Genomic DNA, 17,555 nt, shown 5'->3' on the forward strand with positions numbered 1-17,555 from the left:
CGAGACGCCGGACGGCGGCCTTCGCCCCGACGGCGGTCCGAGCGCGTGACACGGAGGTAACTGTGCGGGTAGTGATCACCGGAGCCGGCGGCCTCATCGGGACCGCGTTGACGCGGTCGCTGCGCGGGGACGGCCATGAGGTCGTGCGGCTCGTGCGGCGTGCGCCGGTGGCGGACGACGAGGCGCGCTGGGACCCGGAGCGCGGCGAGGTGGACCGCGCCGGGCTCCTCGGCGCCGACGCCGTGGTGCACCTGGCCGGGGCGGGCGTGGGGGACCGCCGGTGGACGGCCTCCTACAAGCGGCTGATCCGCGACAGCCGGGTGTACGGCACGGCCACCCTCGCGCAGGCGCTGGCCTCCCTGGAGGTCCCGCCGCGCGTGCTGCTGTCCGCCAGCGGGATCAGCTACTACGGGGACACCGGTAGCCAGGCGGTGGACGAGACGGCACCGAGCGGCGACGGCTTCCTGGCCTCGGTGTGCCGGGACTGGGAGGCGGCCGCGGAACCGGCCCGCCGGGCCGGAGTGCGCACGGTCTTCACCCGCACCGGCCTGGTGGTGTCCGGGGACGGCGGGGCGTGGGGCCGCCGACTGATGCCGCTGTTCCGGGCCGGTCTCGGCGGCCGCGTCGGCCACGGCCGCCAGTACTGGAGCTGTGTCTCCCTGCACGACCACGTCGCCGCCCTCCGCCATCTCCTGGACCGCCCGGAGCTGGACGGGCCGGTCAACGTGACGGGCCCGAACCCGGTCACCAACCAAGAGGTGACGGCCGTCATGGGCCGGGTGCTGCGCCGTCCCACGCTGTTCACGGCTCCCGCGCCCGCCCTGCGGCTCGCTCTGGGCGACTTCGCCGAGGAACTCCTCGCCAGCACGCGTGTGCTCCCGAGCCGGCTGCTGGCCTCCGGCTTCACCTTCGCGCACCCCACCACCGAGGACGCCGTCCGGGCGGCGGCCGCCTCGCGCTCCTGACCCCGGCGAGGAGCTCAGCGGGCCCGCAGGGAGCTGGGCCACCACACCGTGGGGCCGATCCAGCGGACGAGGGCGGGGACGAGCAGGGAGCGGACGACGAGGGTGTCCAGGAGCACCCCGAAGGCGACGATGAACGCGATCTGCACGAGGAACGAGAGCGGGATGACGGCCAGGGCCGCGAAGGTCGCGGCCAGGACGACGCCCGCGGAGGTGATGACGCCGCCGGTCGCGGTGAGCCCCTTCAGGACGCCCGCCCGCGTGCCGGAGCGGAGGGTCTCCTCGCGGACGCGGGTCATGAGGAAGATGTTGTAGTCCACGCCGAGCGCGACGAGGAAGACGAAGCCGTAGAGCGGGACGGACGGGTCGGTGCCGGTGAAGCCGAGCAGGTGCTCGAAGACGAGGGCGGAGACGCCGAGCGTGGCGAAGAAGTTCAGCGCGACCGTCGCCACCAGCAGCACCGGCATGAGCAGGGAGCGCAGCAGGAGGACGAGGATCAACAGGATGATCACCAGCACCACCGGGGTGATCACCGCGCGGTCGCGTTCGGCGGTCGCGCGGGTGTCGTGGGTCTGGGCGGTGTAGCCCCCGACCAGGGCCTCGGCCCCCGGGACGTCGACGGACTCGCGCAGGCGCTCCACGGTCCGCTGGGCGGCGTCGCTGTCCGCGGGGGCGGTCAGCGTCGCGTTGACCAGCACCCGGCCGTCGACGACGAGGGGCTCGCCGGCCCCGGGGCGCGGCCCCTCGGTGAGCGGCCCGGCCTCGGAGACGCCCTCGGTCTCCCGGGCCGCCGCGATCACCTCGTCCAGGGCGTCGGCGTCGGCGATGATGACCGCCGGATTGCCGGAGCCCCCGGGGTAGTGCTCGCTCAGCACCTCCTGGGCGGTCACCGAGGGCGCGTCGTTGACGAACGTCTCGCTCAGCGGCACCCCGTCGGTGCGCAGCTGACCGGCGAAGGCGGCGCAGAGGCACAGCCCCACCGTGGTGACCGCCACGAGGCGGCGGGGACGCCGGTCCACGAGCGAGGCCACACGTTCCCACACGCTGTGCGACCCGCCGCCCGGGGACGTGGGGTCGCCGAGCCGCTTGGGGCGCGCCGGCCAGTAGGCGGCCCGGCCCAGCAGGGCGAGTGCCGCGGGCAGGAAGGTGAGTGTCGTGAGGACGGCGCAGGCGACCCCGATCGCCCCGACGGGGCCGAGCGCCCGGTTGTTGGTGAGGTCGCTGAGGAGCAGGGCGAGCAGCCCGAGCGCGACCGTCGCGGCGCTGGCCACGATCGCTCCCGCCGACCGGCGCGTCGCCGCGGCCATGGCCGTCAGCCGCGGCCGGCCTGCGGCGAGCTCCTCGCGGGCCCGGGCCGACAGCAGCAGGGCGTAGTCGGTGGCGGCACCGATGACGAGGATGAACAGGATGCCCTGCACCTGGCCGTCCACGCGCACGATGTCGTTCTCGGCGAGCCGGTAGACGATCGCCGAGGCCGTCGACAGCGCCAGGACGGCGCTGGTCATGACGACCAGGGGCAGCAGCACGCTGCGGTACACCAGCAGGAGGATCAGGAGGACCACGCTGAGCGCGACGCCCAGCAGCAGTCCGTCGATCCCCGCGAAGGCCTCGCCGAGGTCGGCCTGGGTGGCGGCCGGCCCGGCGATGTAGACGGTGGCGCCGGGCACGGCGTCGGCGGCCTCCCGCACCGCGTCCACGGCGGCGCCGGTCTCCTCGCCCAGGTCACCGCGCAGTTGGACGACGCCGCGCAGTGCCTCGCCGTCGTCGGAGGGCAGCACCGGCGACGCCGATCCCGTCACGCCCTCGACGTCGGCGACGGCCGCCATGGCGGCCTGAGCCTCCCGGCGCTGGTCCGCGGAGACGGAGCCGTCGTCGGCGGTCCACACCACGATCGCCGGGACGGTGTCGTCCTGCCGGAACGCCTCCTGCTCCTCCAGCACGCGGGTGGACTCGGCGCTGCGTGGCAGGAAGGACGTCTGGTCGTTGGTCGCGACCTCGCCCAGCTTGCCCGCGGCGGGACCGACCACGCCGCCGAGGGCGAGCCAGGCCACGAGCAGTACGGCGGGCAGGAACCAGCGCAGAACGCGTGGTGAAGGGCGCACGGCACACCTCTCGGTCGGACGTGGCCGCCGGACACGGCCGGGAGCAGGTTATCTCAATCATTGAGAGATCTCGTAGGGTGGAGGGGTGAGAGCACACGAGCCCCGGACCCCCGGTGGCGTGGACGGGCCGCCCGACGGCCAACTGCACACCCTGGCGGTGCTGCTGCGGGGCATCACCGGGAGTGTCACCCGGGCCGGGCAGGAGTTCGCCCGCGCCCACGACCTGCACCACACCGACCTCCTCGCCCTCATCGCGATCCTGGACGGGGACGGGCACGGCGGCCCGCTGACCCCCGGCCGCCTGCGCGAACACCTCAACCTCACCTCGGGGGCCGTCAGCGCGTGTCTGGACCGCCTCGAACGCGGCGGGCACATCACCCGGGTCCGCGACGAGAGCGACGGCCGCGTCGTCCACCTGCACTACGCCCCGGCGGGCCGCGCCATCGCCCGCGAGGCGTTCCTCCCGCTCGCCCGGCACACCGACGCCGTGCGCCGCCGCTTCGCCCCCGAGGACATGGCCGTCGTCCTGCGCTTCCTCGGTGAGCTGAACGCCGCGCTGGACGAGCGGCCGGACGAGGCGCCGGCCGGGTAGCGGCCGGACGAGGCGCCGGCCGGGTAGCGGCCGGCCGAACCGGCTCGCGGGCGACCGGCGCGCCGCCGCCGTCCGCAGGGCCGTCGCCCTCACACTGACCGGTGACCACCGAGCGGGTAAGGGGGCGGCCACATGAGCGCCGGCGCGGCGGACCAGGCTCCCTTCCACTGGCTTTTCGGCGACCAGCTGGGCCCGCACTTCCTCCGCCCGGGCGCCACCGCCGTCATCATCGAGGCCACGTCCGTCCTGCGACGCAGACGATTCCACCGCGCCAAGGCCCACCTCGTGCTGTCCGCCATGCGCCACCGCGCGGCCGAACTCGGTGACCGGGTCCGCTACGTCCGGGCCGACACCTACCGCGAGGGGCTCGCCCGGGCGGTCGGCGACGCGCCCGTCACCGTCCACCACCCCACCTCCCACGCCGCGCTGCGCCTGGTGCGGTCGCTGCCGGGCGTCCGGGTGCTTCCCCCGCGCGGGTTCCTGGTGCCCTTCGAGGACTTCGGCCGCTGGGCGGAGTCCAGCGGCGGGAAGCGGCTGCGGATGGAGGACTTCTACCGTCGCGTCCGCCGGGAGCGCGACCTGCTCATGGACGGCGGCGAGCCCGCCGGAGGCCGGTGGAACCTGGACGCAGACAACCGCGAGCCCCCGCCCCGGCGAGAGCCCGAGCTGCCGGTGCCCGGCCCCTACCTGCCCCGCGAGGACGCCATCGACGACGAGGTCCGCGCGGACCTCGACCGGTGGGAGGAGGAGGGGCTGATCCACTGCGTCGGCCGCGACGGCCCCCGTCTCTTCCCGGCCAGCCGGGCCGAGGCCCGCCGGGCCCTGCGCGCGTTCGTCGACCGCCGGCTGCCCACCTTCGGCCGGTGGGAGGACGCCATGCTCGCCGGGGACTGGGCCATGAGCCACAGCCTGCTCTCCGCCCCGCTCAACCTCGGCCTGCTCGACCCGGCCGAGTGCGTCGAGGCGGCCGAGCGGGCCTACCGCGAGGACCGGGCCCCGCTGAACTCCGTCGAGGGCTACGTCCGCCAGGTCGCCGGCTGGCGCGAGTACATGTGGCACCTGTACTGGCACCTCGGCCCCGCCTACCGGGACCGCAACGCCCTCGGCCACCACGGGGACCCGCCGGCGTGGTTCACCGAGCTGGACGCGGACGCCGTGGAGGCCCGGTGCCTGTCCACGGTGCTGGCGCAGGTCCGCGACCGGGGCTGGGTCCACCACATCCCGCGGCTGATGGTGCTCGGCAACTGGGCCCTCCAGCAGGGCTGGCACCCGGCCCGGGTCACGGACTGGTTCCACCGCTGCTTCGTCGACGGTTACGACTGGGTGATGCTCACCAACGTCGTCGGCATGTCCCAGTACGCCGACGGCGGCCAGATCACCACCAAGCCCTACGCCGCCGGGGGCGCCTACATCAACCGGATGAGCGACCTGTGCGGCCCCTGCGCCTACCGCCCGGGTGACCGCACCGGGCGGCGGGCCTGCCCCTACACCGCCGGGTACTGGGCCTTCGTGCACCGGCACCGCGACCTGCTCGCCCGCAACCACCGCACCGCCCGGGCCGTGCGCCAGCTCGGGCGCCTGTCCGACGTCGACACCCTGCTCCGGGAGGCGGCGGAACGACCCGGCACGGCGCCGCCGTGACGGGGGCCCCGTCCCGACGGTGATCCCGGTTACACTCGCGGCCCCACGCCGGCGGGTCCGGCCCGCTCGCGGCCCCGGCCGGCGGCGCCTGACCTGCGCTCCGAGGCGGGCGGGGCGGGGTCGGGTCTTTCGGGCGCTTTCGTGGGACAGGCGTCTCATCAGGCGGTCGCGCGACAAATCGCTCGCGACGACACCGTAATCTGGTTTCCGTGACCGTGAACGCTGAGAGCAGCACCTCGACCGCCACCTGGCGAGACCTTCCCGCGGCGCAGCAGCCTGACTACCCGGACCCGAAGGCTCTGCGCGATGTGATCGCGGACCTCGAGTCCTATCCGCCGCTGGTCTTCGCCGGCGAGTGCGACCAGCTCAAGGACCGCCTGGCTGCCGTCGCCCGGGGCGAGGCGTTCCTGCTTCAGGGCGGTGACTGCGCCGAGGCCTTCGACGCGGTCTCCGCCGAGCACATCCGCAACAAGCTGAAGACCCTTCTCCAGATGGGCGCCGTCCTCACCTACGCCGGGTCGGTCCCGGTGGTGAAGGTGGGGCGCATCGCCGGCCAGTACAGCAAGCCCCGCTCCAAGCCGACCGAGACCCGGGACGGGCAGACGCTGCCCACCTACCGGGGCGACTCCGTCAACGGCTTCGAGTTCACCGCCGAGGCGCGCCGCCCCGACCCGGAGCGGCTCAAGCGCATGTACCAGGCCTCGGCCTCCACGCTGAACCTGGTGCGCGCCTTCACCACCGGCGGCTACGCGGACCTGCGCCAGGTGCACGCCTGGAACCAGGACTTCGTCAGGAACTCGCCGTCGGGCCAGCGCTACGAGGCACTGGCCCGCGAGATCGACCGGGCGCTGAACTTCATGAACGCCTGCGGGGTGGACCCGGAGGAGTTCAAGACCGTCGAGTTCTTCGCCTCCCACGAGGCGCTCCTCCTCGACTACGAGGCGGCGCTCACGCGGGTCGACTCGCGCAGCGGCAAGCTCTACGACGTCTCCGGACACATGGTCTGGATCGGGGAGCGCACCCGTCAGCTCGACCACGCCCACGTGGAGTTCTGCTCGCGGATCCGCAACCCGATCGGCGTCAAGCTCGGCCCGACGACGACGCCCGAGGAGGCGTTGGCGCTGATCGACAAGCTCGACCCGGACCGCGAGCCCGGGCGGCTCACGTTCATCGCGCGGATGGGCGCCGACAAGGTGCGCGACCGCCTCCCCACGCTGGTGGAGAAGGTCACGGCCTCCGGGGCGCAGGTGGCGTGGGTGTCCGACCCCATGCACGGCAACACCTTCGAGGCGGCCTCCGGCCACAAGACGCGCCGCTTCGACGACGTGCTGGACGAGGTCAAGGGCTTCTTCGAGGTGCACAAGAGCCTCGGCACGCACCCGGGCGGCATCCACGTGGAGCTGACCGGCGACGACGTCACCGAGTGTGTGGGCGGCGGCGACGAGATCTTCGTCGACGACCTGCACCAGCGCTACGAGACGGCCTGCGACCCGCGGCTCAACCGGAGCCAGTCGCTGGACCTGGCCTTCCTGGTCGCCGAGATGTACCGGCACCAGTAGTCGGCCGGGCGCCCGGCCGCGGCATGCGGCCGGTTCCGCCGAACGGGGTACGACGCCACTGGGGCGTGGGTCACATCGATCCACGCCCCAGCTGTCTTTTGGAGCCGCCCTCGGCAGGGTAAGGTTAGGTTAACCTTATTGATCATGCGGCTCGCTCGTCGGGCCCGGCGCGCGGCCAGGGAGGTGTTCACGTGTTCGTCTGCTCGTGTTTCGGCATCACCGAGCAGCAGGTGCGTGAGCACGCCGACGCCGGGGCGTGTACGCCCCGGCAGATCGCCTCGGCCTGCAAGGCCGGCACCGACTGCGGCTCGTGCGTCCGCCGCATCCAGGGCATCCTCGGTCGAGGTGCCTGCCCACGGCGCGAGCGCGCGGACGACGGGCTGCCGGCCCTGGCGGCGGAGCCCCAGCCGCAGTCGGCCGGACGGGTCGTCGAGGCGGCCTGACCCGCGAGGCCCCCCGGAAGGGGGAGGACTACTCGCTCGGCTGCTCGATGAGCTGGGCGATGTAGAGGGGCTCGCCGAGCTTCTCGATCAGTTCGAGCTGGGTGTCCAGGTAGTCGATGTGGTGCTCCTCGTCCTCGAGGATGTCCTCGAAGAGGTTCGCCGAGGTGATGTCGCCCTTGGTGCGCATCACCTCGATGCCGCGCCGCAGCCGGTCGATGGCCTCGACCTCGATCTGCCGGTCCGCCTGGAACATCTCCGTGACGGTCTGCCCGACCCGCACGTGGAACAGCCGCTGGTAGTTGGGCAGGGCGTCCAGGAACAGGATGCGGTCCGTGAGCCGCTCGGCGTGCTTCATCTCGTCGAACGACTCGGCGCGCGTGTACTTCGCGAGCTTCGTCCAACCGAAGTTCTCCTGCATCTTGGAGTGCAGGAAGTACTGGTTGATCGCGGTCAGCTCGGCGGTGAGCTGCTCGTTGAGGAATTCGATGACCTCGGGGTCGCCCTGCATGGCGCGAGCTCCTTCCAACAGCGAAGATCGGTAGGCGGTGCGCGCATCTTTGCACCCCACGCCGACTACGTCCAGTAAGTGAAGGCTTACCGAAATGCCCTGATTCCAGGGGCTGGACGGGGGCTCGGCGTCCGGCCGCCGAGGCGGGTCTGTCACCATGGAGACATGGGTCAGCCGGAGAGCCGCGCAGCGGAGAACGCAGAGCTCCCGCCGGGTCAGCGAGTCCAGCGCGGCTGGCCGGTGACGCACTACGGACCCGTCCCGAAGTTCAAGCCGGAGCGCTGGGACTTCCGGGTCTTCGGCGCCACGGCGGACGGCGACAAGCGCGCCTGGACGCACGAGGAGTTCACCGCCCTCCCCTACGACACGGTCACCGCCGACCTGCACTGCGTGACGAAGTTCAGCATGCGCGGCGTGGAGTGGGGCGGAGTGCTGGCCCGTACCGTCCTCGACCTCGCGCCGCCCGCCGAGGACGTCACCCACGTCATGGTGTGGGCGGAGTACGGCTACAGCGCCAACCTGCGGCTCGCCGACTTCTCCGCCGAGCACACCGTCTTCGCCACCCACCGGGCGGGCGAACTCCTCACCGCCGAGCACGGATTCCCCGTCCGCCTCGTCGTGCCGCACCTGTACGCCTGGAAGGGGCCCAAGTGGGTGCGGGGCGTGGAGTACATGACCGCCGACCGGCGCGGCTTCTGGGAGGAGCGCGGCTACCACAACCTCGGGGACCCCTGGAGCGAGCAGCGTTACTCCTACCAGGAGGAGCCGGGGGAGGGCCCCGAGCTGTGAGCCGTCGGTGCGCGGGGGCCGTCCCGCGCATCCCGTTGCGGCCCCCGGCCGCGTCCGTCGGCGTCCCGGTCAGGAACGCAGGGCCTTGAGCCGGTCCACGTCGGCCCGGTGACCGTCCTTCCCGCCCGGCGTCTCGATCACGAACGGCACCCCCGCCGTGGCGGGGTGGCGCAGCAGCTCCCCGAACGCCTCGGCGCCCACGTGACCCGCCCCGATGTTCTCGTGCCGGTCCTTGTGCGCCCCGACGACGTCCTTGGAGTCGTTGGCGTGGACCAGCCGGAGCCGCCCTTCCCCCGCCACGTCGACGAGCTCGTCGAGCAGCTCCTTCGCGCCGCCCGGTGCGGCCAGGTCGTGCCCGGCCGCGAACGCGTGGCAGGTGTCCAGACACACCCCCACCCGCGGGTGCCGGTCCAGGGCCTCCAGATACGGCCCCAGGTCCGCCATCAGCGAGCACAGCGAGGCCCCCTGGCCGGCCGTGGGCTCCAGCAGCAGCCACGGGTCGTCGTCGTGCGTCAGCTCCGCCAGCAGCGGCCGCACCAGCTCCCGCACCTGGGCCAGCGCCACGGACCGCTCCCGGCCCCCCGTCGCCGACCCGGTGTGCACGACGACACCGCGCGCCCCGATCGCCCGCCCCCGCCGCAGCGAGTGGCGCAGCGACGCCACCGAGCGCTCGGCCGTGGCCGGGGTGTGCGAACCGAAGTTGATCAGGTAAGGCGCATGCACGTAGACCGGGACGTCCTCGGCCGCGCACGCCACCCGGAACCGCTCGTCCTGTACCGGGTCGCCGGAGGGCGTCGCCCAGCCGCGCGGGTTGGCCACGAAGACCTGTACCGCCTCGGCGCCCAGCTCCCGGGCGTAGGGCAGGCCGGTGGCGGCCAGTCCGCCGGCAACGGGGACGTGACCGCCGATGGGATTGCGCGCGCGGCGCCCGGCCGAGCCGGACGCCGCGCGGTCGTCGTGCTGTTGTCGGGAGATGCTCACCCGCTCAGGGTGTCATCCCCGCTTCCGTCCGCCCAGGGCGGCTCAGTACGCGCTCCACACGTTGTCGATGGAGCCGTAGCGGTCGGCGGCGTAGTTGCAGGCCGCGACGATGTTGGCCACCGGGTCGTACTGGTCCTTCTCGGTGCCGGGCACCCAGTAGGCGTCGAACGTCGGCTTGATCACCTGGAGCAGGCCCTTGGAGGGCACGCCGTTGCGGGCGTTGATGTCCCAGTCGTTGATGGCGTTCGGGTCACCGCTGGATTCCCGCATGATGTTCCACTTGATGCGGTCGTAGCTGCCCGGGATGTCGTGCTTGTCCATGATGTCCATGGCCTCGCGGATCCAGCCGTCGAGGTTGTCCGGGTACTGCTTCTCCGGCTTCGCGGCGGGCTTGGCCTCCCGCTTGCTGCGGTCGGCGGCGGCCTTGGATTCGCGCTCCTTCTCGGCCTTGGCCGCGGCGGCCTCCTTCTTGGCCTTCTCCTCGGCCGCCTTCTCCTCGGCCTGCTCGGCGGCCCTGCCCTCGGCGGCCTTCTGCTGGCTCTCGATGCTCCCCAGCTGGTGGCCCGCGCCGTGGTTCAGGGTGACACCCGCGGGGCCCTCGGCCACGACGGTGTTCTCCTGGGCGGAGCTGGTGGACGGGACGAGCGCCAGGGCGACGGCCGCGGCGGCGGCGCCGGATATGGCGACCGCGGAGTGGCGCTGGTCGCGGCTGAGGTTCCGGGCGAAGCCCGGGAGGTCGCGAAGGTGGGCGGGCGTCTCGCGCAGGCGCTCGGGCACCTCACGGAGCTGAGCGGGGACGGCCTTGATGTTCGCCTTGAGCTCCTGGAGGTAGCCGGGGAGCTCGTTGCGGAGGTGCTCCGGGATCATGCGGAGCTCGGTCGAAATCTTGGATTCCGGCTTGATGCTGGGCATGCGGGGTCGAACCTTCCGATCGCTGAGTCGCAGGCCTGAGCGGCGCGGAACCGTTCACGTCTACGGCGCCATGCGACGAGGACGATTGTTAGCGACCGGAAATCTGGCTGGCAAAGGTGTGACGTACTATCCGGCGTCGTAGTGGAGCAGGGCTGGTTTGTCCGATTCGACCCATAGATACGGGCGACATGTCCACTAAGCCCGGTCGTACGTGACGTGGGCCCTATGCGGCGGATCACAGCGGCGAGGGGCGCGCTCAACGCGCTGAAGTTGCTTCCGCACTCTCCGCTGACCGGTTTCGCGCCCCGTCGGGGCCGCGCGGCGCGGGCCCGGGAAGGCGGCCCGGACCAGCCCCTGCCCGGCGGGCGGGGCCCGTATGCCAGTGGGGTCTGACACGCCCTGACAGAGGTGCGGGGAACTGCGCGCCCGGCCGGGGGCACGGCGCGGCCCGCGACGCACGGCCGGGGGCAGCCCCTGCCCGGTAGACGTCGGCCAGGACCTAGCGGACCCAGAGGGTGATGGTCGAGCCCTTGGGGGCCTTGTCGCCCCCGTCCACGGACTGGCTGAAGACCTCACCCGTGAAGAAGATCTTCCGCACGGTGACCTCGAACCCGGCCGCCTCCAGCGCGGCGACCGCGTCGCCCTCGCTGCGGCCGGTCACGTCCGGCACGGTCACCATCTCGGGGCCCTTGGAGATCGTCAGCGTCACGGTGTCGCCATGGGCCCCGACGGCTCCCGCCTCCGGGGACTGTGCGGCCACCGAGCCCGCGTCGTGGCCCGAGTGCACCTGGTCCTGGGCGAAGGTCACCTTGAACCCGGCCTTCTCCAGCGCGTCCCGGGCGTCGCCCCGGTCCGCTCCGGTGACGTCCGGGACCGGGATTTGCTCGCCCTTGGACACGACGAGCTCGATCGCCGTGCCCGGCCGCCGCTCCGTCCCGGCCGGCGGCTTCGTGCGGATCACCGCACCGCGCTCGACGGAGGTGCTGAACTCCCGGGTCGTCGTCGTCGGCTCCAGCCCGGCGTCCTTGAGGGCCTGCCGGGCCTCCGCCAGCCGCACGTCCCGGAGCTCCGGGACGGCCACGACCTCGGGGCCCAGCGAGACGCTGATCGTCACCGTGCCGTCGTCCCGGATGCGGGTGCCCGGAGCCGGATCGCTGCCGACCACCAGACCGCGGTCGACCGAGGCGCTGTGCACCTCCTCCACCCGCACCCGCAGGCCCGCGTCGGTGAGCGTGCGCTTCGCCTCGGCGCTGGGCATCCGCAGCACGCTGGGCGTCTGCGTGAACTGCCCGGAGTTGACGTACCAGACCCCGGCGCCCACCCCGGCGATCAGGAGCAGCACCAGGGCGGCGAGGAGGAAGGGGGAGCGGCGCCGCGGGGTCCCGTGGCCCGGCGTCGGCTCGGCGGGCTCCGGCTCCTCCAGGCGCGGCAGCAGCGGGACCGGGGGCAGCACGCTGGTGTGCTCCGGTGCCGCGTCGGCCCGTCCGACCCGGGGCAGGACCGTCGTCGCCGAGTCCTCCCCGGGCTCGGCGCCGAACGTCCGGGCCGCCGGGGGCAGCAGGTCGAGCTCGGCGTCGCCGAGCCGGGCCGTGACGGCCCGCAGCTCGGCCAGCATGGCCGCCGCGTCGGCCGGGCGGGCCGCCCGGTCCCGCGCGGTGCCCCGCGCCACCAGCTCGTCCAGGGCTCCCGCCAGCCCCGGCACGGCCGCCGACGGCGGCGGCACGTCCTGCCGCAGGTGCAGGTAGAGCACCTGCGCCGGGGTGTCACCGGTGTGCGGCTTGGCGCCGGTCAGCATCTCGTAGAGCATCACGCCGCAGGCGTACACGTCGGCGCCCGGGTCCGCGAGACCGTGCTCGATGTGCTCGGGGGCGAGGTAGGACACCGTCCCCATGACCGACGTCGTGGAGAGCGAGGTCTGCGCGTCGACGGCGCGGACGAGCCCGAAGTCCGCGACTTTCACCCGGCCGTCGTCGCCGATGAGGACGTTCTCCGGCTTCATGTCCCGGTGCACCAGCCCGGCCCGGTGGGCGGCGCCCAGCGCGGCCAGTATCGGCTCCAGGATGTCCAGCGCCGCACGGGGCTGCAGCGCCCCGCGCCGCACCAGCACGTCCCGCAGCGTGCACCCGGCGACGTACTCCATCGCCAGGTAGACGTAGGAGCCGTCCATGCCCTGGTCGAAGACGTTCACGACGTTGGGGTGGTCCAGCCGCGCGACGGCCTTGGCCTCCCGGATGAAGCGCTCCACGAAGGAACCGTCGTGCACGAGGGAGGGGTGCATCACCTTCAGGGCGAGGACGCGCTCCAGCCGGGTGTCCACCGCCCGGTAGACGGTCGCCATGCCCCCGGCCGCGATCCGCGCCTCGACGCGGTACCGCCCGTCCAGCACCTGGCCGATCATCGGGTCCTGAAGGGTCGCATCCACAGGGCGAGTCTACGAGCCGGTACCGCCACCGGTGCCGGACGGCCGGTGACCGCGCCGCACTGCAGCGGAACGGTGACGAACCCGATCCCCTCCCGTGTCTCTCGGCCGTGCGGCGGCGGGAACGCCCTCAGTCGACCAGGGACCCTTCGAGCATGCCGCCGCCCTCCCGCGTGTAGGCGCACAGCACGTCACGCTGGTCGCGCTCCCAGCCCTCGGGCGAGGGCAACAGGATGTAGTGGGTCAGGTCCCCGGGCGCCGCGTCACCGGTCGGGTACCCGTAGTGCTCCAGGCAGCCCGTCGAGGCCCAGGGTCCTGCGTCCTCGTGTCCGCTGGACTCGGGGAGGTCCAGGTCGAACACGGCGTACGCCTGCATCTCGTGTGGCTGATCGCAGGGGACGATCTCCATCCCGGAGTGGGAGGCGTCCTGGCTCATGTCGTCGTTGACGGGGTTGAAGCAGTCGCCCACCCGTACCTCGAACGCGTACACGATCTCGGGTGACGCGTACCCCTCGTCCTCCTCACCCTCCGCCGTGTCGCCCCACGGGAGGACGAGGGCGAGGAGGACGCCGGTGGCGAGGGCCTGGGCCCCGGCCACCCAGAGCCCGGCCAGCGCGAGGCCCCGGCCGTCCTCGCCTCTCTTCCTGGTCTGGGACAGCGCGACGAAGCCCAGGACCAGCGCGACCGGCCACAGGAACAGGACCGAGGTGACCAACGCGCCGATCGCCGGGCCGTTGGGCCCCGACGGTGGCGGGACCGCCGCCCACCCCGGCTGGGAGTCGGCGGGCTGCTCGTGCGGTGCGGGGTCCTGCTGCGGCGGGTTGGGTCTCATGGAGTGCGCGGTGTCCTGTTCGGCCGTCCGTCGGGTGGGCGCCGAAGATCGTACGGGCGTCCTAGAACGCCGGACGCTCCGGGTCCAGGACGGCGACGCCCTCCTCCGGGGACGAGGCGCGGGCGAAGTGGCGCCGGGGGATGCGGCCCGCCCGGTGGGCGAGGCGTCCGGCCTCGGCGGCGTGCCGCATGGCGGTGGCCATCAGCACGGGCTCCTGGGCACGGGTCACGGCGGAGGCCAGCATCACCGCCGCGCAGCCCAGCTCCATCGCCAGCGCCACGTCGGACGCCGTTCCCGCGCCCGCGTCGAGGATGACGGGGACGCCGGCCCGTTCCGCGATGAGCTCGAAGTTGTGCGGGTTGCGGATGCCGAGGCCCGAGCCGATGGGGGAGCCCAGCGGCATCACCGCGGCGCAGCCCACGTCCTCCAGCTTGCGGGCGAGGACGGGGTCGTCGTTGGTGTAGGGGAGGACGGTGAAGCCGTCGTCGACGAGGGTCTCGGCCGCGTCCAGGGTCTCCACGGGGTCCGGCAGGAGGGTGCGCTCGTCGGCGATGACCTCCAGCTTCACCAGGTCGGTGCCGAGCGCCTCCCGGGCCAGCCGGGCGGTGAGCACGGCCTCGCCCGCGGTGAAGCAGCCCGCCGTGTTGGGCAGGACGCGGATGCCCAGGCGGTCGAGGACGGAGAGCACCGAGCCCTGGACGCCGGGGTCGACCCGGCGCATGGCCACCGTGGTCAGCTCGGTGCCGGAGGCGGTCAGGGCGCGCTCCATGACCTCCAGGCTCGGGGCGCCGCCGGTGCCCATGATGAGCCGCGAGGAGAAGGTGAGGCCGCCGATGGTCAGCGGGTCCTCGGCGCCCGGGGCAGCCGCCGGATCGGGGGCGGTGGTGTCCGCGGTCATGGTCAGCCTCCTTGGACTGCGGTGAGGACCTCCACGCGGTCGCCGTCGGCGAGCCGGGTGGCGGCCCAGCGGCTCCGCGGGACGACCGTCTCGTTGACGGCGGCGGCGACGCCGGAGGGCGCGGTGGTCAGGGCGGAGACGAGGGCGTCCAGCGTCAGCCCGGCGGGCTCCGAGCGCTCCTCGCCGTTGACGCGGATGGTCACGCGGCTCATGCCGGCAGCTCCTGCCTGGAACGGGGGGTGGGCGAGGACGCGGCGGCGGCGCGGCCCCCCGCGACGCCGGCGGGCGCGAACCGGGCCGCGCCGAAGGGCCGGGCCACCTCCGGCAGCAGCCCCGTGGCCAGCGACTCCGCCAGCGCGTCGCCCGTCACGGGAGCGAGCAGCACCCCGTTGCGGTAGTGGCCGGTGGCGAGCTGGAGCCCCGGGAGGGCGCTCGGCCCGAGCAGCGGGGCGTTGTCGGGCGAGCCCGGGCGCAGCCCGGCGCACGTCTCCACCAGCGGCAGCTCGGTGAGCCCCGGCACCAGTTCGTGCGCGTCCCGCAGCAGTTCGTACACGCCCCCGGCCGTGACGGTGGTGTCCCAGCCCAGCTCCTCGCTGGTGGCGCCGAGGACCAGTTCCCCGCTCTCCCGCGGCACCAGATACACCTGGCCGCCGCGCACCACCGCCCGCACGGTGCGGGAGAGGAACGGCGGGCCGGGCGTCTTCGGCATCCGCAGCCGCAGCACCTGCCCCTTGACCGGCCGCACCGGTGGCACGACGGCCTCGGGCAGGCCGGGCAGCCGGACGCTCTCGCTGCCCCCGGCCAGCACCACCGTGTCCCCGGTCAGCTCGGTGCCGTCGTCGAGCCGTACGCCCGCCGCGCGGCCGCCGCCGTCCCCCGCGAGCAGCAGCCGCCCGGCCCGAGCCCGGCGGAAGGCGACTCCGGCCCGCTCGCCGGCCGTCAGCAGCGCGGAGGCGAGCCGCCTCGGGTCGACCTGGTGGTCGCCGTCCACCCGCAGCCCGCCGCGGACGCCGGGGGCGAGCATCGGCTCCAGCCGTCGGCACTCCCGTCCGGAGAGCCACTGGGCGTCCAACCCGCAGCGCTGCTGCAGCGCGTGCAGCTCCCTCAGGTGCGCGCGGTCGTCGGAGTCCAGAGCGACGGCGAGGGTGCCGCAGGCGCGATAGCCCACGTCCTGGCCGGTGGCCTCGGCCAGCTCGTCGGCGAACGCGGCGTAGCGCTCGGCCGAGGCGAGGTTGAGGGCGAGCAATCCCTCCTCGCCGTAGTGCAGTTCGGTCACCGCGGCGAGCATCCCGGCAGCCACCCGGGCGGCTCCGCCGCCCGGCGCCGGGTCCACGACGCTCACCCGCATTCCGCGTTGGGCCGCCCGCCAGGCCGTCACCAGCCCGATCACGCCGCCGCCCACGATCACCACGTGCATGGGTGTCCAGCTCCTCCCTTCGCCGGCATGACCCGGATCAGGTTCCTACGGTCGGAGGCCTCCGCCTCCCTCTCAGCCCGGCCCGCCGGGCTCCCGCGTGTGCGTTGCGACGAACACCCTACTGCGGGGGCCTGCGGGCACCGAAGCGGGAGTTCTAGAGTGATCGTGTGACCTCACGCAGCCAGCAGACCCGCCAGCGCGTCGTGATCGTCGGCGCCGGAATGGCCGGGGTACAGACCGCGGTGCAACTCCGCGAGCAGGGCTGGCCCGGTGCCGTCACCCTGCTCGGGGCCGAACCGCACCCCCCGTACGACCGGCCGCCCCTGTCCAAGGCGGTGCTCAGCGGCAAGGCCGAGGGCTCCGCCTTCGACGTGGACTTCGGCGCGCTGGACGTCGGGCTGGAGCTGGGCCGCCGGGTCACCCGGCTGCGTCCGGACGCGCGCGAGGTGGACACCGAGCGGGGGCCGGTCGGTTACGACCGCCTCGTCGTCGCCAGCGGGGCCGAGCCGGTGCCGCTGCCCGGCAGCGAGGACGTGCCGGGGCTGCACCTGCTGCGCACCCTGGACGACGCCGAGCGGCTGCGCCCCGTCCTGCGCGAGCGGCGGCGCGTGGTCATCGTCGGCGCCGGCTGGATCGGGGCCGAGTTCGCCACCGCCGCCCGGGAGGCCGGGTGCCCGGTCACCGTCGTCGAGGCGGCACCGCATCCGCTGGCGGGGGCGCTGCCCGGCGGGGTCGCCGACCGGATGCGCGGCTGGTACGCGGAGAGCGGCGCGGAGCTGATCACCGGGGTGGCGGTCGCCCGGGTCCATGCCGAGGCCGAGCGCAAGGTGGAGCTGGCCGACGGCCGGACGCTGCCGGCCGACGCCGTCGTCGTCGGCATCGGCGCCCGCCCCGCCACCGACTGGCTGGCCGGTTCCGGGGTCGACCGCGTGGCGGACGGCTCGGTCCTCGCCGACGAGCGGCTGCGCACCTCGGTGCCGGACGTCTACGCCGTGGGCGACTGCGCGTCCTTCCCGTCCGCCCGCTACGGCCGCAGGCTGCTCGTCCACCACTGGGACAACGCGCTCAACGGCCCGCGCACCGTCGCCGCCGGCATCGTGGGCGAGGTGGCCCAGGCCGTGGCGGCGTTCCCGCCCGTCGCCGTCTATGACCCGGTGCCGTACTTCTGGTCGGAGCAGTTCGGTCGGTTCGTGCAGTACGCCGGGTACCACAGCGCCACCGACGAGGTGCTGTGGCGCGGGGACCCGGACGGCGCCTCATGGGCGGTGTGCTGGCTGGAGCGGGGTGTGCTCAACGCCCTGCTCGCCGTGGGCCGCCCGCGCGACCTGGCCCAGGGACGGCGGCTGATCGAACGCCGTACCGCGCTCGACCCGAAGCTGGCCGCCGACCCCTCCGTGCCGCTGAAGAAGGCGGTGCTCGGCTGACGGCGGCCGGAGGCCCGCCCGGTCCGCCGCCCGGCCGCCCCGCTCGCCGCCCGGCCGCCGCCCCGCGCCGCTCGCC

At 73.9% G+C, this 17,555-nt stretch carries 16 protein-coding genes and 1 riboswitch; of the genes, 7 read left to right on the forward strand and 9 right to left on the reverse strand.

Going from position 1 to position 17,555, the window contains the following annotated elements; all coding sequences use genetic code 11:
- The first annotated feature begins 62 nt into the window (after nucleotides 1-62).
- Nucleotides 63-965 carry a TIGR01777 family oxidoreductase gene (locus HPT28_RS21385; RefSeq protein ID WP_308119422.1) on the forward strand — a complete coding sequence of 301 codons (903 nt, stop codon included), beginning with the start codon at nucleotides 63-65 and terminating at the stop codon, nucleotides 963-965.
- Nucleotides 966-979: 14 nt separating this feature from the next.
- Here HPT28_RS21385 and HPT28_RS21390 read toward each other — a convergent pair whose 3' ends face one another.
- Nucleotides 980-3,064: an MMPL family transporter gene (locus HPT28_RS21390; RefSeq protein ID WP_219092802.1), complete on the reverse strand. Its 2,085-nt coding sequence runs from the start codon at nucleotides 3,062-3,064 to the stop codon at nucleotides 980-982.
- A gap of 85 nt (nucleotides 3,065-3,149) precedes the next feature.
- On the opposite strand from HPT28_RS21390, the gene HPT28_RS21395 reads away from it, so the two are divergent.
- The 4 genes from HPT28_RS21395 to HPT28_RS21410 all read left to right on the forward strand — a co-directional run bounded on the left by HPT28_RS21395 (nucleotide 3,150) and on the right by HPT28_RS21410 (nucleotide 7,299).
- Entirely contained in the window at nucleotides 3,150-3,656 is a 507-nt protein-coding gene (locus HPT28_RS21395; RefSeq protein ID WP_374226995.1) for a MarR family winged helix-turn-helix transcriptional regulator, read from the forward strand.
- 132 nt (nucleotides 3,657-3,788) lie between these two features.
- A complete protein-coding gene (locus HPT28_RS21400) occupies nucleotides 3,789-5,297 on the forward strand; it encodes a cryptochrome/photolyase family protein (protein WP_219092803.1) in 1,509 nt (502 codons plus the stop codon).
- A 209-nt stretch (nucleotides 5,298-5,506) separates the two neighbouring features.
- Nucleotides 5,507-6,856 (forward strand): class II 3-deoxy-7-phosphoheptulonate synthase, encoded by a 1,350-nt coding sequence (locus tag HPT28_RS21405; RefSeq protein ID WP_219092804.1) that lies wholly within the window; start codon nucleotides 5,507-5,509, stop codon nucleotides 6,854-6,856.
- A 191-nt stretch (nucleotides 6,857-7,047) separates the two neighbouring features.
- A complete protein-coding gene (locus tag HPT28_RS21410; RefSeq protein WP_219092805.1) occupies nucleotides 7,048-7,299 on the forward strand; it encodes a bacterioferritin-associated ferredoxin in 252 nt (83 codons plus the stop codon).
- A gap of 28 nt (nucleotides 7,300-7,327) precedes the next feature.
- Here the strand turns inward: HPT28_RS21410 and bfr are convergent, their stop codons facing one another.
- Nucleotides 7,328-7,807 (reverse strand): bacterioferritin, encoded by a 480-nt coding sequence (gene bfr, locus HPT28_RS21415; RefSeq protein ID WP_219092806.1) that lies wholly within the window; start codon nucleotides 7,805-7,807, stop codon nucleotides 7,328-7,330.
- Between the two features lie 165 nt (nucleotides 7,808-7,972).
- On the opposite strand from bfr, the gene HPT28_RS21420 reads away from it, so the two are divergent.
- Complete coding sequence (locus tag HPT28_RS21420) at nucleotides 7,973-8,596, forward strand: sulfite oxidase-like oxidoreductase (protein ID WP_219092807.1); 624 nt, start codon at nucleotides 7,973-7,975, stop codon at nucleotides 8,594-8,596.
- Between the two features lie 69 nt (nucleotides 8,597-8,665).
- Here the strand turns inward: HPT28_RS21420 and HPT28_RS21425 are convergent, their stop codons facing one another.
- The 7 genes from HPT28_RS21425 to thiO all read right to left on the reverse strand — a co-directional run bounded on the left by HPT28_RS21425 (nucleotide 8,666) and on the right by thiO (nucleotide 16,055).
- A complete protein-coding gene (locus tag HPT28_RS21425) occupies nucleotides 8,666-9,571 on the reverse strand; it encodes a deoxyribonuclease IV (protein WP_219092819.1) in 906 nt (301 codons plus the stop codon).
- Between the two features lie 48 nt (nucleotides 9,572-9,619).
- Nucleotides 9,620-10,489 (reverse strand): transglycosylase SLT domain-containing protein, encoded by an 870-nt coding sequence (locus HPT28_RS21430; protein ID WP_257579111.1) that lies wholly within the window; start codon nucleotides 10,487-10,489, stop codon nucleotides 9,620-9,622.
- 499 nt (nucleotides 10,490-10,988) lie between these two features.
- On the reverse strand, nucleotides 10,989-12,911 hold the full coding sequence (pknB, locus tag HPT28_RS21435) for a Stk1 family PASTA domain-containing Ser/Thr kinase (protein WP_219092808.1): 1,923 nt from the start codon (nucleotides 12,909-12,911) through the stop codon (nucleotides 10,989-10,991).
- Nucleotides 12,912-13,038: 127 nt separating this feature from the next.
- Nucleotides 13,039-13,740, reverse strand: a complete 702-nt coding sequence (locus HPT28_RS21440; RefSeq protein ID WP_219092809.1) for a DUF4190 domain-containing protein — start codon at nucleotides 13,738-13,740, stop codon at nucleotides 13,039-13,041.
- A gap of 61 nt (nucleotides 13,741-13,801) precedes the next feature.
- Nucleotides 13,802-14,638, reverse strand: coding sequence for a thiazole synthase (locus HPT28_RS21445; protein ID WP_219092810.1), 837 nt, complete (start codon nucleotides 14,636-14,638; stop codon nucleotides 13,802-13,804).
- Between the two features lie 2 nt (nucleotides 14,639-14,640).
- Nucleotides 14,641-14,850, reverse strand: coding sequence for a sulfur carrier protein ThiS (gene thiS, locus HPT28_RS21450; RefSeq protein WP_219092811.1), 210 nt, complete (start codon nucleotides 14,848-14,850; stop codon nucleotides 14,641-14,643).
- Nucleotides 14,847-16,055 carry a glycine oxidase ThiO gene (thiO, locus tag HPT28_RS21455; protein WP_219092812.1) on the reverse strand — a complete coding sequence of 403 codons (1,209 nt, stop codon included), beginning with the start codon at nucleotides 16,053-16,055 and terminating at the stop codon, nucleotides 14,847-14,849. Before thiO ends, thiS begins: the two co-directional genes overlap by 4 nt.
- A riboswitch (TPP riboswitch) is annotated at nucleotides 16,053-16,163 on the reverse strand. Its footprint overlaps the gene before it by 3 nt.
- A gap of 113 nt (nucleotides 16,164-16,276) precedes the next feature.
- On the opposite strand from thiO, the gene HPT28_RS21460 reads away from it, so the two are divergent.
- The gene (locus HPT28_RS21460) at nucleotides 16,277-17,479 is read left to right on the forward strand and encodes an NAD(P)/FAD-dependent oxidoreductase (protein WP_257579135.1); all 1,203 of its coding nucleotides are present in this window, start codon (nucleotides 16,277-16,279) and stop codon (nucleotides 17,477-17,479) included.
- Nucleotides 17,480-17,555: the final 76 nt, after the last annotated feature.

Origin of the sequence: Streptomyces sp. JJ38, from assembly GCF_019303475.1 — a bacterium.
Lineage (GTDB): Bacteria > Actinomycetota > Actinomycetes > Streptomycetales > Streptomycetaceae > Streptomyces.